Annotated in this window: 16 protein-coding genes; 8 read left to right on the top strand and 8 right to left on the bottom strand. The window is 71.4% G+C overall.

Features of this window, described 5'->3' with window-relative positions:
- The first annotated feature begins 214 nt into the window (after positions 1–214).
- Positions 215–2,260 (top strand): UvrD-helicase domain-containing protein, encoded by a 2,046-nt coding sequence (locus AB0H86_RS34665; protein ID WP_362448099.1) that lies wholly within the window; start codon positions 215–217, stop codon positions 2,258–2,260.
- 261 nt (positions 2,261–2,521) lie between these two features.
- Here the strand turns inward: AB0H86_RS34665 and AB0H86_RS34660 are convergent, their stop codons facing one another.
- The 5 genes from AB0H86_RS34660 to AB0H86_RS34640 form a co-directional block, all read right to left on the bottom strand.
- The gene (locus AB0H86_RS34660; RefSeq protein ID WP_362448096.1) at positions 2,522–3,340 is read right to left on the bottom strand and encodes an ABC transporter permease; all 819 of its coding nucleotides are present in this window, start codon (positions 3,338–3,340) and stop codon (positions 2,522–2,524) included.
- Complete coding sequence (locus AB0H86_RS34655; protein WP_362448162.1) at positions 3,337–4,323, bottom strand: ATP-binding cassette domain-containing protein; 987 nt, start codon at positions 4,321–4,323, stop codon at positions 3,337–3,339. Before AB0H86_RS34655 ends, AB0H86_RS34660 begins: the two co-directional genes overlap by 4 nt.
- 75 nt (positions 4,324–4,398) lie before the next feature.
- Positions 4,399–5,241, bottom strand: coding sequence for a DUF4097 family beta strand repeat-containing protein (locus AB0H86_RS34650; RefSeq protein ID WP_362448093.1), 843 nt, complete (start codon positions 5,239–5,241; stop codon positions 4,399–4,401).
- A gap of 94 nt (positions 5,242–5,335) precedes the next feature.
- Positions 5,336–5,854 carry a hypothetical protein gene (locus AB0H86_RS34645; protein WP_362448090.1) on the bottom strand — a complete coding sequence of 173 codons (519 nt, stop codon included), beginning with the start codon at positions 5,852–5,854 and terminating at the stop codon, positions 5,336–5,338.
- A 475-nt stretch (positions 5,855–6,329) separates the two neighbouring features.
- A complete protein-coding gene (locus AB0H86_RS34640) occupies positions 6,330–7,031 on the bottom strand; it encodes a copper homeostasis protein CutC (protein ID WP_362448087.1) in 702 nt (233 codons plus the stop codon).
- A 100-nt stretch (positions 7,032–7,131) separates the two neighbouring features.
- Here AB0H86_RS34640 and AB0H86_RS34635 point away from each other — a divergent pair, with 100 nt between their 5' ends.
- Together AB0H86_RS34635 and AB0H86_RS34630 are read left to right on the top strand one after the other, a co-directional pair.
- Entirely contained in the window at positions 7,132–7,797 is a 666-nt protein-coding gene (locus AB0H86_RS34635; RefSeq protein WP_362448084.1) for a hypothetical protein, read from the top strand.
- Positions 7,798–7,824: 27 nt separating this feature from the next.
- The gene (locus AB0H86_RS34630; protein ID WP_362448081.1) at positions 7,825–8,901 is read left to right on the top strand and encodes a GNAT family N-acetyltransferase; all 1,077 of its coding nucleotides are present in this window, start codon (positions 7,825–7,827) and stop codon (positions 8,899–8,901) included.
- A gap of 39 nt (positions 8,902–8,940) precedes the next feature.
- On the opposite strand, the gene AB0H86_RS34625 is transcribed toward AB0H86_RS34630, so the two are convergent.
- A complete protein-coding gene (locus AB0H86_RS34625; protein WP_362448078.1) occupies positions 8,941–9,219 on the bottom strand; it encodes a DUF4031 domain-containing protein in 279 nt (92 codons plus the stop codon).
- Complete coding sequence (locus AB0H86_RS34620; RefSeq protein ID WP_362448075.1) at positions 9,216–9,650, bottom strand: hypothetical protein; 435 nt, start codon at positions 9,648–9,650, stop codon at positions 9,216–9,218. Before AB0H86_RS34620 ends, AB0H86_RS34625 begins: the two co-directional genes overlap by 4 nt.
- Before the next feature lie 55 nt (positions 9,651–9,705).
- Between AB0H86_RS34620 and AB0H86_RS34615 the strand changes: the two genes are divergently transcribed.
- Both AB0H86_RS34615 and murQ read left to right on the top strand, forming a co-directional pair.
- Entirely contained in the window at positions 9,706–10,623 is a 918-nt protein-coding gene (locus tag AB0H86_RS34615) for a MurR/RpiR family transcriptional regulator (RefSeq protein WP_362448072.1), read from the top strand.
- Positions 10,624–10,743: 120 nt separating this feature from the next.
- Entirely contained in the window at positions 10,744–11,679 is a 936-nt protein-coding gene (gene murQ, locus AB0H86_RS34610) for an N-acetylmuramic acid 6-phosphate etherase (RefSeq protein WP_362448069.1), read from the top strand.
- A gap of 7 nt (positions 11,680–11,686) precedes the next feature.
- On the opposite strand, the gene AB0H86_RS34605 is transcribed toward murQ, so the two are convergent.
- A complete protein-coding gene (locus AB0H86_RS34605; protein WP_362448159.1) occupies positions 11,687–12,079 on the bottom strand; it encodes a hypothetical protein in 393 nt (130 codons plus the stop codon).
- A 118-nt stretch (positions 12,080–12,197) separates the two neighbouring features.
- On the opposite strand from AB0H86_RS34605, the gene AB0H86_RS34600 reads away from it, so the two are divergent.
- The 3 genes from AB0H86_RS34600 (at position 12,198) to AB0H86_RS34590 (ending at position 14,393) form a co-directional block, all read left to right on the top strand.
- Positions 12,198–13,037 (top strand): helix-turn-helix transcriptional regulator, encoded by an 840-nt coding sequence (locus AB0H86_RS34600; RefSeq protein ID WP_362448066.1) that lies wholly within the window; start codon positions 12,198–12,200, stop codon positions 13,035–13,037.
- Positions 13,021–13,275 (top strand): DUF397 domain-containing protein, encoded by a 255-nt coding sequence (locus AB0H86_RS34595; protein WP_362448063.1) that lies wholly within the window; start codon positions 13,021–13,023, stop codon positions 13,273–13,275. Before AB0H86_RS34600 ends, AB0H86_RS34595 begins: the two co-directional genes overlap by 17 nt.
- 239 nt (positions 13,276–13,514) lie before the next feature.
- The gene (locus AB0H86_RS34590; protein WP_362448061.1) at positions 13,515–14,393 is read left to right on the top strand and encodes a hypothetical protein; all 879 of its coding nucleotides are present in this window, start codon (positions 13,515–13,517) and stop codon (positions 14,391–14,393) included.
- Positions 14,394–14,438 lie beyond the last annotated feature (45 nt).

Raw genomic sequence — 14,438 nt, 5'->3', positions numbered from 1 at the left:
TCCCGGGATCTCGCGCAGCCTACGTCCGGGAAAATCCGTTGGCCCCCGCTTCCCTCACTCACCTAGAATCTCCGCTCTTGCCCGCCTCCCGTACGGAGTGCGGCCGCCCGGACGGAAACCGGTCGGCATTCGCAGTCACGTATTCCGCGGCTACGCACCTCGCAGCCGCGCATCTCGCAGCCACGTATTCCGCTGGTCCACCGGAGGCACCACCTTGTCCACGCCCGTAGGCGACGACCCCCTCGCTCGCGAACGCTCCCACCTCGCCCACTCCCGCGCCGCCCTGCGTGCCATGCGGGAGGACGTCGAGTCCCTCGACATCCGCGACGTCACCGCGAACTGGGTCAACGCCGAGGTCCTCTCCCGCCAGATCGACGAACGCATCAAGGCCCTGGCCGACCTGAGCGAGACCCCGCTGTTCTTCGGCCGCCTCGACTACCTGCACGCTCCCGGCGCCGAGCAGGCCGAGGGCGCGGAGGGCGAGCGCTTCTACGTCGGGCGTCGGCACGTGCACGACCAGGGCGGCGATCCGATGGTCATCGACTGGCGCGCACCGGTCTCGCAGCCGTTCTACCGGGCCTCCAAGAAGGACCCGCTGGACATCGCGCTGCGCCGCCGCTTCGGCTACACCGGCGGTGACCTCACGGCGTACGAGGACGAGCACCTCTCCGACCCGGCCGAGGCGGCGAAGACCAGCAAGCTGCTCCAGCGGGAGATCGAACGCCCGCGTGTCGGCCCGATGCGCGACATCGTGGCGACCATCCAGCCCGAGCAGGACGAGATCGTACGCAGCGGACTGGGCGGGACGGTCTGCGTGCAGGGCGGTCCCGGCACCGGAAAGACCGCCGTCGGCCTGCACCGGGTCGCCTATCTGCTGTACGCCCACCGCGAGCGGCTCGCCCGCACCGGCACCCTCGTCATCGGGCCGAACCGGTCCTTCCTGCACTACATCGAGCAAGTACTGCCCGCGTTGGGCGAGTTGACGGTCAAGCAGGCCACGGTCGACGACCTGGTGGCACATGTGGAGGTGCGCGGCACGGACGAGGCCACCGCGGCGATCATCAAGGGCGACGCGCGGATGGCCGAGGTGCTGCGGCGGGCCGTCCACTCCCACGTCACCCTGTCGACGGAACCGGTCGTGGTCGTGCGCGGCTCCCGTCGCTGGCGGGTCCCGGCGTACGAACTGGAGGGCATCGTCCGCGAGTTGCTGGACCGGGGCATCCGTTACGGTGCCGCCCGCGAGGCCCTCCCGCAGCGCGTCGCGCACGCGGTGCTGGTGCAGATGGAACGCTCGGGCGAGGCCCCCGACGACCGGGTGCAGGACGCGGTGGCCCGCAACCCGGCGGTGAAGGCGGCCGTCAAGCAGGTCTGGCCGCCGGTCGACCCGGCGAAACTGGTCCTGCGGCTGCTGACGGACGCGGACTTCCTCGCCGTGCACGCGAAGGGGGCCCTCACGGAGAACGAGCAGAAGACGATCCTGTGGGCGAAGCCCGTCCGCAGCGTGAAGTCCGCCAAGTGGTCGGCCGCGGACGCCGTACTGATCGACGAGGCGCAGGACCTGATCCAGCGCACCCACTCCCTCGGCCATGTGGTGCTGGACGAGGCGCAGGACCTCTCCCCCATGCAGTACCGGGCCGTCGGCCGCCGCTGCACCACCGGTTCGGCCACCGTCCTCGGTGACCTCGCGCAGGGCACCACCCCCTGGGCGACCCGGAGTTGGGACGAGGCCCTCACCCACCTCGGCAAGACGGACGGTGTGATCGAGGAACTGACGGCCGGTTTCCGCGTCCCGGCCGACGTCATCACGTACGCCTCCCGGCTCCTCCCCCACATCGCCCCGGGCCTGACCCCGGTCGCGTCGGTCCGTGAGAACCCCGGCTTCTTCGACGTCCGCCCGATCACCGGTACCACCGAAGTCGTCGCCGCCTGCGAGGAGTTGCTCCGCAACGAGGGCTCGACGGGCCTGATCGCCGCCGACGCCCGTGTCCCGGCCCTGGCCGAGGCGCTCACGGCGGCCGGCATCGGCTACCTGGCCCCGGGCGAGGAGACCACCCAGGAGACCCGCCTGACCCTGGTCCCGGCCTCCCTCGCCAAGGGCCTGGAGTACGACTACGTGGTCCTCGACGAGCCCCAGGCCGTGGTCGACGGCGAGCCCGACGAACGCACCGGCCTGCGCCGCCTGTACGTGTCCCTCACCCGAGCGGTCTCGGGCCTGATCGTGACCCACGGGGCCCCGCTGCCGCCGCAGCTGGCGAACTGAACCGGCTCACGGAGACGGGCGAGCAGTACACCGGCAGCCGCCCCTTGCCGGAATCGCGTCCGGGTACACCTCCGCCGTACGGCTGATCGCGCCGACCCAACGGATGTGGGGGCGGCGCGATCAGCCGTACGGCGATGTCCGCGGCCCGGGCCCCACGGACGGCCGAGGACGGCGACAGGGCGGCGTACGCCGACGCGGTGTCGGAGTACGCCGCCCTCAGGCGGGACGAACCGCGGGAGGCGGCCCGCGCGGTCGTCCCGGCTACTTCGGATCGCGGTTGAAAACCGCCTTCGACCAGAAGTAGCCGAGCGCGCAGAGAGCCAGGCACCAGGCGACCGCGAGCCACCCGTTGTGGCCGATCTCGCTGCCGAGCAGCAGCCCGCGCAGGGTCTCGATGGCCGGTGTGAACGGCTGGTACTCGGCGATCGGCTGGAACCAGCCCGGCATCGCGTCGACCGGGACGAAGGCGCTGGAGATGAGCGGCAGGAAGATCAGCGGCATGGCGTTGTTGCTGGCGGCCTCCGGGTTCGGGCTGGACAGGCCCATACCGACCGCGATCCAGGTGAGCGCCAGGGCGAACAGCGCGAGCAGTCCGAACGCGGCGATCCACTCCAGGACCGTGGCATCCGTGGACCGGAACCCGATGGCCACCCCGACGGCCCCGACGAGGGCCACGCTCATCACGCACTGCAGCACGCTGCCGACGACGTGTCCGACGAGCACGGAGCCGCGGTGGATCGCCATCGTGCGGAAGCGGGCGATGATGCCCTCGTTCATGTCCATGGCGACGGACACGGCGGTGCCGATCGTGGTGGAGCCGACGGTCATCAGCAGGAGGCCCGGGACGAGATACGCGATGTACTCGGACCGGTCCGCCCCGCCGTCGCCGATGCCCGCGCTCATCGCGCCGCCGAAGACGTAGACGAAGAGGAGTAACAGCACGACCGGCGTGAGCAGCAGGTTCAGCGTCATGGACGGGTATCGGCGCGCGTGCAGGAGGTTGCGGCGCAGCATCGTGGAGGAGTCGCGCACGGCGAGAGAGATCCGGGTCGGGCGGGCGGGAGCCAGGGGGGTGCTCATCGGACAGCCTCATCCTTCTTGTCGGGTCGGTCGGTGCCGCCGGTCAGGGCGAAGAAGACGTCGTCGAGGTCGGGGGTGTGCACGGTCAGTTCGTCGGCCTCGATGCCGGCCGCGTCCAGCCAGTCGAGGATGGAGCGCAGCTCGCGTTGGCTGCCGTCGCTGGGGATCTGCAGCGCGAGCGCCTCGTCGTCCCGGGTGACCTCGCGCAGCGCGAGGGCGGCGGACTGGTACGCGGCCGGGTCGGTGAAGCGGAGCCGGACGTGCCCGCCGGGGATGAGCCGCTTCAGTTCCTCGGCGCTTCCCTCGGCGGCGATCTTCCCGTCGTTCAACACCGCGATACGGTCGGCGAGTTCGTCGGCCTCGTCCAGGTACTGGGTGGTCAGGAAGACGGTGACGCCGTCGGAGACCAGCTCGCGGATGATCTGCCACATGGTGTGGCGGCTGCGCGGGTCGAGGCCGGTGGTCGGCTCGTCGAGGAAGATGATCCGCGGGTCGCCGACCAGGGTCATGGCGAGGTCGAGGCGGCGCTTCATGCCGCCGGAGTAGGTGGACGCGGGCTTCTTCGCGGCCTCGACCAGATCGAACCGCTCCAGCAGCTCGGCGGCCACCCGCCGCCCCTCGCGCTTGGACAGGTGGTGCAGGTCCGCCATGAGGAGCATGTTCTCCTCGCCGGTGATCAGCCCGTCGACGGCGGAGAACTGCCCGGTGACACCGATCGCGGCACGCACGCCGTCCGGTGAGGTGGCGATGTCGTGGCCCGCTACCTGGGCCTGCCCGCCGTCGGCGGTGATGAGCGTGGAGAGGATCTTCACGGCGGTGGTCTTGCCGGCGCCGTTCGGTCCGAGCAGCGCGAACACGGACCCGGCCGGGATGTGCAGATCGATGCCGTCGAGGACGGTCTTGTCGCCGTACGACTTACGAAGACCGATGGTGGAGACGGCGGCCGGCGACGGGTGAGCGTCGCTCCGCATTGGCGTGGGCATGACAGAAGAAGCCATGGGGCCCTCCATTCGAAGGCTGAAGTGAGTGGGGGACGAGGCCGGTCGAGGATGCGACGCTCAGACCTTGGCGCGGCGGACGTCGATGTTGCCGTACTTGGTGCGGGCGCGGATCTTGACGGTGTCCTCGGTCTTCTCCGGGGTCTCGGACGCGGTGAGCGTGTTGCGCACCTGGCCGGAGCTCGAGCGCACGTCGAGCCAGGCGGCCGTGCCCTCGCGGATGCCGACGTCGATGGCGCCGTAGGAGGTCTCCAACTGGACGGTGCCGCGGGCCACTTCACCCACGCGCAAAGTGCCGTTGGCGGTGGTGGCGGTGACCGAGTCCTCGGCGCGCCGGATCTCGATGTCACCGTTGGCGCCGTTCACCCGCAGCTCGCCGATCGCTGCGTCGACGGTCGTGGTGCCGTGGGAGTTCTTCAGGACGGCGGGACCGTCGAGGAGGCCGACGCGCAGACTGCCGGAGCTGGTGGTGATCTCGGCCGTGCCCTCGACCCGGTCCACGGTGATCGAGCCGTGCGACGCGGTCAGCTGCAGCGGGCCGGTGGTGTCGAGGCGGACGTCGCCGGTGGACGTCTTCACGCGGACCTCGCCGAGCCGGCCCTCGCCGAGCACCTGGACCCAGGAGCCGGTCAGCTCGACGCGCGAGTCCGTGGGGAGATCTACCGTCACGTCGACGGCGCCACTGGGCCCGATCATGCGGCGCTCCTTGGTCCTGACTGTCAGGACGCCGCCCGCGTACGTGACCTCGGTCTGCTCGGCCGCCCGCACGTCCTTGTCCCGCTTCGGGTCGCGGGGCCGCACCTCGACGACGGTGTCGGGGCGGTCCCCCGCGGTGAACTGGATGGAACCGGCCCCCACGTGCGCGGTGACCGAGATCGGTTCGGGGGTGTCGAAAGCAGGCATGGCTGTCCCGTCCTCTTGAGTCCTTGGGCCGTCCCCGCTGGTGGGACGTGGTGTGGGTGAAGTGGTGCGGGTGAAGTGGTGCGAGGGGGCGCGGTCAGCGCACCCAGCCCGTGAAGCTCTGTCCGATGGTGCGGGTCTTCTCCGTCGTACGCGGCTGGGTGCCGCCGTCGACCGCGGCCGACACGGCCCGCACCAGCCACGCGTTGACCGACAGGCCCTCGCGGCTCGCGGCCTCCTCCGCACGCACCTTGAGGTGAGCCGGCAGGCGCAGGTTGACGCGCGCGGTGCCGCCCTCGTCACCGTCGGCCGGGGCCGGGGTCCTGAGCGGTTCGACGGGCGCGGCCGACTCCGCGGGGGCGTCGCCGTAGGTGGGCGGCGGAGTCACCACGAAGTCGGGGTCCAGTCCGCGCAGCCGTACGTCGACCGAGCCGGGGGCGAGTTCGCGGGTGATCTCGTCCATCGCGGCGGAGAGCACGTTGAGCATGATCAGCCGGGTCGCCGACTCCAGGGGAGCGGTGAGCCTCTCGGCCAGCTCGCGGGCTTCGTCGCCGCCGGCTTCGGCAGCCACCGCGAGTTCGCGGCGAAGGTTGTCGACATACGGGGTGAGGTCCATGACGCCACTATGGCAGCATAGTGGCGCCACATGCAAGCCTCAGCGTCACCGCACAGGAAGCGGACTTGAGGAAATCACCCTGAACTGTGGAAACACGACGAGGGCGACTTGAGCCATCGTGGCACCGTGCACGCTCCTGCACTTAAAGGGGGCACGGAATGGCGCCCGGTGGCACCAGCTGGCACCGGATGACACCAAGTGGCGCCATCCGATGTCGCGTGGCGCCATGCACGGCCCACCGACGCCGCCACGGTCAGCTCGGCGACCTTCAGCGGCAGTCGGGGGAGTCGGCGTTCCGGCAGCACGCCGCTGACCGACTGCCGGAACCAGCGCACCTCACGGCCCCGGAGATACAAGCGCAGACCCACCGGCGGCACACCGGCCGTCAGCCGCCCTGACCGACAACCACCCCGGCCACCAGCCGCCCTGGTCGACAATCGCCCTGACCGTCAATCCCCCGCCGACAACCGCCCCCTCACCCCCCGTCCACCACCCGCCGCCACTCCGCCACCGCGTCCACCGACACCGGCCGCCCCCAGCCGTCCGCCCGGGCGGCCCCGCCGATGTGGAAGCCGTCGATACCGGCGGCCAGCAGCCGCGGTACGTGATCGAGCCGCAGCCCTCCGCCGACCAGCAGCCGCTGCTCGTACCCCGGCTCTCCGCGCCGCGCCGCCTCGGCGAGCAGCGTGGGGAGGCCGGCGTCCACGCCCGACGCCGATCCGGCCGTCAGGTAGGTGTCGAGGCCCGGCAGCCCGTCCAGCTGCTTGCGCAGCGCGTCCCGGTCGGCGGCGTGGTCGATGGCCCGGTGGAAGGTCCACCGGCACCCGTCCAGCACGCCGACCACCCGCTCGACGGCCGTCAGGTCCACCCCGCCGTCCCCGTCGAGGAACCCGAGCACGAACTCCTCGGCCCCGGCCTCCCGCAGCTCCCCGGCGATCCGGACCACCCGGTCCACCCCGGCGGCGCCCCCCGCCGCGAACCCGTCCGTCAGCCGCAGCATCACCCGAAGCGAGATGTCGACGGCCGCCCGGATCCCCGCGACGGTGCCGGGCGACGGGGTCAGCCCGTCGGCCGCGATGTCGGTGACGAGTTCGAGGCGGTTCGCGCCTCCGGCCTGAGCGGCGACCGCGTCCTCGACATCGAGGGCGATCACCTCCAGGACTGAACGGTTGCTCATGGGACCCCATTCGACATTCGACGACGGCTACAGGTCTAGTCCAATTCAAGACTACGCCCCTACGATCCACGCCCGCCCGCTCCACGGGGAGAATGGCCCCATGGCCGACCTCGACGCCCTGCGCACCCGCTTCACCCGCGCCCTGGAAGGAGCCCGGGCCCCCGAGGCCACCGGCCCCGACCCGGTGCCGTACCCCGACCTGGTGCCGTACGCCGACAACCTGCTCGCCCGCTGGCAGGAACCGCAGCGCCGCTACCACACGCTCACGCACCTCACCGCGGTCCTCGACCACATCGACGTCCTCGAACAGCACGCCGCCGACCCGGACGTCGTACGCCTGGCCGCCTGGTTCCACGATGCGGTCTACTTCCCCGACCGCTCCGAGAACGAGGAACGCTCGGCCCGCCTCGCCGAACGCGCCCTCCCCGAGGCCGGGGTCTCCGCCGAGAAGACGGCCGAGGTGGCCCGCCTGGTCCGGCTCACCGTCACCCACGACCCGGCCGACGACGACCGCGACGGCCAGGTCCTGTGCGACGCCGACCTGGCGATCCTCGCCGCCCCGCCCGCCGCGTACGCCGCGTACACGGCCGCCGTCCGCGAGGAGTACGGCTTCGTGCCCCCGGCCGCCTTCCGCGACGGCCGCGCCGCGATCCTGCGCCAGCTCCTCGACCTGCCCGCGCTGTTCAGGACGCCGTACGGCCGGGCTCAGTGGGAGGCGACGGCCCGCTACAACCTGTCCGCCGAGCTGGAAATGCTGTCGACCTGAGCCACCGGCCGCCATACCCTGCACCCCATGCACGCAATGGGCGAGGACCAGGTGAAAGAGGCCGTCGCGGGCTCCGTGGCACTGCTGCGGACGGCGACGGATCAGGACTGGGACGGACCCCGGGCGGGACTGCTGGAGTGGAGCTGCCGGTTCACGGCGGAGCACATCGCGGGCGATCTCATCGCGTACGCCGGCCAGTTGGCGGGCCGCGCGCAGACCGCGTACGTCCCGTTCGAGATCACCGTCGAGGACAGCACGGACAACGCGGGGATCCTGGACGTGATCGAGGCGACCGGCGCACTGCTCGCCGCCGCCGTCCGCACCACGCCCCGCGAGGTGCGCGCCTTCCACCCGTACCCCTTCCGCAGCGCGAACCGCGAGGGCTTCGCCGCGATGGGTGTCGCCGAAGTGCTGCTGCACACCCATGACATCGCCGAGGGCCTCGGACTGCCGTACGAGCCGCCCGCCGAACTCGCCGAGTACGTCCTGACGGGGATCTTCCCGCACGTCCGCCCCGGCCCCGACCACTGGCGCACGCTGCTGTGGGCGACCGGCCGCGGCGAGCTGCCGGGGCGCGCGCGGCTCACCGAGTGGCGCTGGAGCAACAACCTCGTCCTCGCCACCGACCGGCTCACCCTTCAGGGCATCACTCCCGCGGCCGCCGCCGATCTGCGGGCGGGCGGCGACGGCGGCTTCGAGTGGCTCGACGGCGGCCCGTTCGAGGGCACCCGGGAGGCCTCGGAGTGGATGATGAAGGCCTACGAAGCCGGGATACACCGCCCGGAGTTCGGCCTGTTCGCCCTGGTCCGCCGCTCGGACGGCCGCGCCGTCGGCGGCCTGGGCTTCCACAGCGCCCCCGACGAGGAGGACCGCGCGGAGATCGGCTACGACCTGGTGCCCGGCGCCCGCGGCCACGGCTACGTCACGGAGGCCCTGCGCGCCCTGTCGCAGTGGGCGCTGGCCCGTGCCGACGTACGGTCCCTGTTCGCGACCGTCGAGCGGGACAACGCCCCGTCCCAGGCGGTGCTCTCCCGCGTCGGGTTCAGGCAGGTGAGCGAGGACGTCGGCGACGAGGGGCTGCTGGCCTACCAGCTGCGCGGCTGAGGCCGCAGGTCTACCAGCGGCACCGCCCAGTCAGCTCGCTCACGAACCGCTTGGCTGAGTCCGCCCCTTCGGTCTCCTCAGTCCCGCCCCGTGCAGCAGCCGCACCACCTCGCGGCTGCTGACCTCCACCGCGCCCGCCGCCACCACGTCCCCGTACCGATGCGAGGGAATGTCGTAGTGGTCGCGCTCGAAGGCCCGCCGGGGCACCCCGAGCCCCTCCGCGAACGCGTGCAGTTCGTCGTACGAGACATCGCTGACCAGGTGGGACCACATGCGTCCATGGCCCGGCCAGGTCGGCGGGTCGATGTAGACCGTCACGACGGGTTCGGTCCCCCGATGGCGGACCCCAGCGATCCGACCGCCGCGACCCTCACTCCCGCCTTGTGGCAGACCCAGTACGGGTCGGCGCCCAGTTCCGGCTCCACCTCCAGCGCGTGCGGATCGCCATCCCCGCACACCGGGCACAGCGGCCAGCGGCCGTAGGCCTCCAGCAGGGCGTCCTGTACGTCCTGCGCGACCAGCCCGGCCACGAACTCCGCGCCCTGAGGCCACTGCTCGACCCACCAGCGGCGCTGGACCACGGAGTCCTCGACCATGGACACCACGTCCGCGGCGGCGACCTCGTTCGAGGCCAGATCGGCGAGCACCAGGGCGCGTGCCGCGTGCAACGCCTGCTCAAGGGGACTGATGGGATCGCCGCTGGGGTCGTCGCTGGTGGGGTCGTCGGCGGGGTCGTTGGTGGGGTCCATGCACCCATTGTGCGCACCCTTGACCGCGACACCGAGCCGAAAATATCTTTCACCCGTGACGCGAGAAGTGAAGGAAATTTTCGGCCGGGGCAGCTCAGGCCCTCCGCCCGCACCCGCCGCCCTCGCCGCCAAGGTGCGCACGCTGGCTCCGTCGATGACCCGTTCCATGCAGCGGGTCGCCGAGGCCGTCGCGAGCGACCCGGCCGGCTGCGCGGCCCTGACCGTCACCGGTCTCGCCGAACTCACCGGCACCAGCGAGGCGACGGTCGTCCGCACGGCCCGTCTGCTGGGCTACCCCGGCTACCGCGACCTGCGCCTCGCGCTGGCCGGCCTCGCCGCCCAGCAGCAGTCCGGCCGAGCGCCCGCGATCACCACGGACATCGCGGTCGACGACCCGATCGCCGACGTCGTCGCGAAACTCGCCTACGACGAGCAGCAGACCCTCGCGGACACGGCCGCCGGACTGGACACCGTGCAGCTCGGGGCGGCCGTGACCGCGCTGGTCGGCGCGCGGCGGACCGATGTGTACGGGGTCGGGGCGAGCGGTCTTGTGGCCCAGGACCTCACCCAGAAGCTGCTGCGGATAGGGCTGATAGCCCACGCCCACAGCGACCCCCACCTGGCGGTGACCAACGCGGTGCAGCTGCGCGCGGGGGATGTCGCCATCGCGATCACGCACTCCGGCTCGACCGGCGACGTCATCGAACCGCTCCGGGTCGCCTTCGAGCACGGGGCGACGACGGTGGCGATCACCGGACGTCCGGACGGTGCGGTGACGCAGTACGCCGATCACGTACTGACGACCTCCACCGCGCGCGAGAGTGAACTGCGCCCGGCGGCGATGTCGTCGCGGACCAGTCAGCTGCTGGTGGTGGACTGTTTGTTCGTCGGGGTGGCGCAGCGGACCTACGAGACGGCGGCGCCCGCCCTGTCGGCGTCCTACGAGGCGTTGGCGCACCGGCATCGGCGGTAGGCAGACCGGAAGTCCGACCGTTCGTGTTGATCTGCGGGGCCGCTGTGCCTGGTCGCGCAGTTCCCCGCGCCCCTTCACGTACGACATCACACCGCACATGGGAAAGAGCCGACCCTCACCATGACCTCCACCTCCGATCCCCGTGATCTACAGGCCCAGTTGGAAGCCCTCACCACCGAGGCGTTCCGCCCCGAGCTCGCGGACATCGACCAGTTGGCCACGCTCGACATCGCCCGGCTGATGAACTCCGAGGATGTCGCCGTACCGACCGCGGTCGCGCAGCGGCTCCCAGCCATCGCCGCCGCGATCGACGCCGTCGCCGAGCGGATGGCGCGCGGCGGGCGGCTGGTCTACGCGGGCGCCGGTACCGCCGGGCGGCTGGGCGTCCTGGACGCCTCCGAGTGCCCGCCCACCTTCAACACGGACCCCTCGCAGGTCGTCGGGCTGATCGCGGGCGGCCCGGAAGCCATGGTCACCTCGGTCGAGGGCGCCGAGGACTCGCCCGAGCTGGCCCGCGCCGACCTCGACGCGCTCGCGCTCACGCCGGACGACACGGTGGTCGGCGTCTCCGCCTCCGGCCGTACCCCGTACGCCATCGGCGCGGTGGAACACGCCCGCGCACAGGGCGCGTTGACCATCGGGCTGGCCTGCAACACGGACAGCGCGCTCGCGGCGGCGGCCGAGCACGGCATCGAGATCGTCGTCGGGCCCGAGCTGCTCACCGGCTCCACCCGCCTGAAGGCCGGCACGGCACAGAAGCTGGTCCTCAACATGCTGTCGACGATCACGATGATCCGGCTGGGCAAGACGTACGGGAACCTGATGGTCGACGTCCGCGCCTCCAACGACAAGCTGCGCGCCCGCTCCCGCCGTATCGTCGCGCTCGCCACGGGCGCGGCGGACGACGAGATCGAGCGGGCCCTCGCCGCCACCGACGGCGAGGTGAAGCCCGCCATCCTGACGATCCTCGCCGACGTCGACGGCCCGACGGCCACCCGACTCCTGGAGGACTCCGGCGGCCATCTGCGCGCGGCGCTGGCGGCGGCGGGCCGCTGACCACGGATCAGGAGGGAAGCCGACCGTCCTCGTTGATCCTCCGCACCCGGGCCCGCAGTACCTCCGCCTGCGGCGCGGGCCCCGTCGACTCCGGCGGACAGTCCCACTCCCGGCCGCCCGCCACGGGCCGCAACTGCACCCGCCCACCGACGTGCCCCCGCACCTCCCCGAGCCGCCCGTCGCGTACGTCCACGACATGCGTACCGATCGCGGGCCGCTCCCCACGCAACACGGAGGCCAGCCGCTCGGCGGTACGGACGTTGCACCGCCCGAGCTCCACCAGCGCGAACGGCTCGTCGCTCGCGCCGGTCACCGGATCGACGCACAGGGACGGCAGTACGAGCCCGACGCCCACGAGGGCCTCCCGCAGGGTTTCCACGACTTCTTCGGTCGGCCGCACGGCCATCTACCTACCTCCACGCTGAGTTGGTGATTCACGACACAGCGTGTCCGGTACGCCTCTAACCTGGCCAGATACGACGACCCAACAACCTCGTCTGTCGGACAGGGAGCCGCCCATGCCCGGACCGAAGGATCTGGACCCGTCATCGTCTCCCCGCGCCTTACTGGGGGCCGAGTTGCGCCACGCACGCGAGAAGGCCGGGTGGAGCCAGGAGGACCTGGGTCAACGGCTGTTCAGCAGCGGCTCGTTCATCGGGCAACTGGAGGCGGGGACGCGGCGGATGCAGCCGGAGTACGCGCGGTTGTTGGATGAGGCGCTGGGGACGGAGGGATTCTTCCTGCGGAACTGCGGGGCGGCGGCCAAGTCGAACTATGAGAACCACTTCACGGAGGCGGCGGAGGCCGAGGCGCAGGCCACGGCGATCAGACAGTACGCGCCGCTCCTGATCCCCGGACTGCTCCAGACCCCCGCGTACGCACGGGCCGTAAACCGGGCGTACGACCCGACGGCGCCGGAGGAGACTGTCGAGGAGTGGACGGACGGCCGGATGGAGCGGATCCGACTGCTCGACAATCCAACAAAACCGGTGTTGTGGGTGGTACTTGACGAGGCAGCGCTGCGCCGCGAGACCGGAGGCCGGGCGGTCATGGCGGAGGCACTGCACCACATCGCCGGTCTGGCCCGCCGGAACCGGGCCATCGTGCAGGTACTGCCGCTCAGCGCGGGAGCGCACCCGGCGATGCAGGGCGCCCTGAAGCTGATGGAGTTCGAGGACGCACCTCCGCTGGTCTACTACGAGGGAGTCGGCACCGGAAGACTGGAGGACGACCCGGCCACAGTCGTCCAACAGAGGTTCAGGTTCGACCTCCTCGTCGCCTCCGCGCTCTCACGGGAGAAGTCCCTGGCCCTGATCGAGGCGTTGGCGCAGGATTACGCCCATGAGGAACATCCCTGACCACGACCTGAGCGCGGCCACCTGGCACAAGTCGAGCTACAGCCAAGGCGGCAGTGACTGCCTGGAAGTCACCCGCTGGCACAAGTCGACGTACAGCGGCGGACAAGGCGGCGACTGCCTGGAAGTCACCCACGACCACCTCCCCACCCTCATCCCGGTCCGCGACTCCAAGAACCCCTCCGGCCCGAAGCTCGCGTTCCGGCCGGAGGCCTGGGCGGCGTTCGTCGCGGCCCTCTGAAAAGCGCTGGTCGAACCGCCCCGAAGCTCAAGTCCCCAGCCCCGAGCCCTCTTTTCAAGGAATGGGTGGAGGGCCTCAACCCACCCACCCACCCGGCGTGTTGACTTGACGCATTCGACTTGCCACGCAGAGTCACGATCGTCTAGCGTGCCCGGATAACGAGACAGAACAGCCCCCGCCAGGTGCGGCAAACACCTGCGGGGGCTTGACCTACAAGATCGAAGGAAAAGTTCGATCCCATGGCTGACGCCAAGCTTAGTGCTGCCTTCCTGCCCGCGCACGCCCTCTCCCATCCCTCGGCCAATCCGGGGTACGGCAAACGCTCCGCCCCGGACCAACGCCCCCGCACCGCGCACGACTTCGCGCACCTTCCGCCCCGCGAAGCCGCCATCGCCGCGTACATCGACCGCCTCTCCGACGGCGCTGACATCTCCGTAAAGACGCTGGCCAAGCACCTCCCGTACGGACAGTGCGCGCTACGCACGGCCCTCAACCGTCTGCAAGGGGCAGGGCACTTGCGTCGAGGACGGGAACACCTGGCCGTGCCCGAGGGCGGCTCCCGTTGGATCACCCGATCGTGGTGGTCCCGTACCGCACGCGATGACGACTGGTGGGCGGGCTTCACGCGGGGTGACGTACCGCAGGAGCAGCCACCCGACTCACCCCGCCGAGCCACCCGCTCCCGCGCCCACATCCTCCTCGCCGCCCTCGGCCGTACGAACCCCGCGCTCTCCCTCTCCGAGTCCGACTGCGCGACCCTCGCCCCGCTGCTGACGGAGTGGTTCGCGCGGGGCGTCACGGACGACGCCGTCGTGCACGCCCTGACCTCCGGCCTGCCCACCCCGGTCCACCACCCGGCCGCCCTCATCCGCACGCGCCTGACCACGAAACTCCCACCCGAGCCCGCCCCGCCACCACGCCCACCGCTCCGCGTCCTGGAGTGCGCTGAATGTGGCGTGCCAGGTCGCCCCGAGGCGTTGCCGGGTGGCAGATGCGGCTCATGCCGGGGGCAGACCGCCCGCCCTCACGCCCCCCTTCCCGCCCCTGCTGTCCACTCCCACGCAGCCGGGATCCGCGCCGCGATCTCCCAGCGACGACAAGAAAGGACGCCCGTATGACGGCTCCCACGGTCCGACGAGATCCCTCCGGGGCACCATTGTGGA

The sequence above is a fragment of the Streptomyces sp. NPDC050997 genome (assembly GCF_040660135.1).
Classification (GTDB): Bacteria; Actinomycetota; Actinomycetes; order Streptomycetales; family Streptomycetaceae; genus Streptomyces.
The sequence above is the reverse complement of the archived record's forward strand: the minus strand, read 5'-3'. Positions and strand labels throughout refer to the sequence as shown.

Coding starts and splice junctions, on each gene's coding strand:
- AB0H86_RS34660 (WP_362448096.1), bottom strand. CDS start 3,340: ATGAGCACCCCCCTGGCTCCCGCCCGCCCGACCCGGATCTCTCTCGCC.
- AB0H86_RS34655 (WP_362448162.1), bottom strand. CDS start 4,323: ATGCCCACGCCAATGCGGAGCGACGCTCACCCGTCGCCGGCCGCCGTC.
- AB0H86_RS34650 (WP_362448093.1), bottom strand. CDS start 5,241: ATGCCTGCTTTCGACACCCCCGAACCGATCTCGGTCACCGCGCACGTG.
- AB0H86_RS34645 (WP_362448090.1), bottom strand. CDS start 5,854: ATGGACCTCACCCCGTATGTCGACAACCTTCGCCGCGAACTCGCGGTG.
- AB0H86_RS34640 (WP_362448087.1), bottom strand. CDS start 7,031: ATGAGCAACCGTTCAGTCCTGGAGGTGATCGCCCTCGATGTCGAGGAC.
- AB0H86_RS34635 (WP_362448084.1), top strand. CDS start 7,132: ATGGCCGACCTCGACGCCCTGCGCACCCGCTTCACCCGCGCCCTGGAA.
- AB0H86_RS34630 (WP_362448081.1), top strand. CDS start 7,825: ATGCACGCAATGGGCGAGGACCAGGTGAAAGAGGCCGTCGCGGGCTCC.
- AB0H86_RS34620 (WP_362448075.1), bottom strand. CDS start 9,650: ATGGACCCCACCAACGACCCCGCCGACGACCCCACCAGCGACGACCCC.
- murQ (WP_362448069.1), top strand. CDS start 10,744: ATGACCTCCACCTCCGATCCCCGTGATCTACAGGCCCAGTTGGAAGCC.
- AB0H86_RS34600 (WP_362448066.1), top strand. CDS start 12,198: ATGCCCGGACCGAAGGATCTGGACCCGTCATCGTCTCCCCGCGCCTTA.
- AB0H86_RS34595 (WP_362448063.1), top strand. CDS start 13,021: ATGAGGAACATCCCTGACCACGACCTGAGCGCGGCCACCTGGCACAAG.
- AB0H86_RS34590 (WP_362448061.1), top strand. CDS start 13,515: ATGGCTGACGCCAAGCTTAGTGCTGCCTTCCTGCCCGCGCACGCCCTC.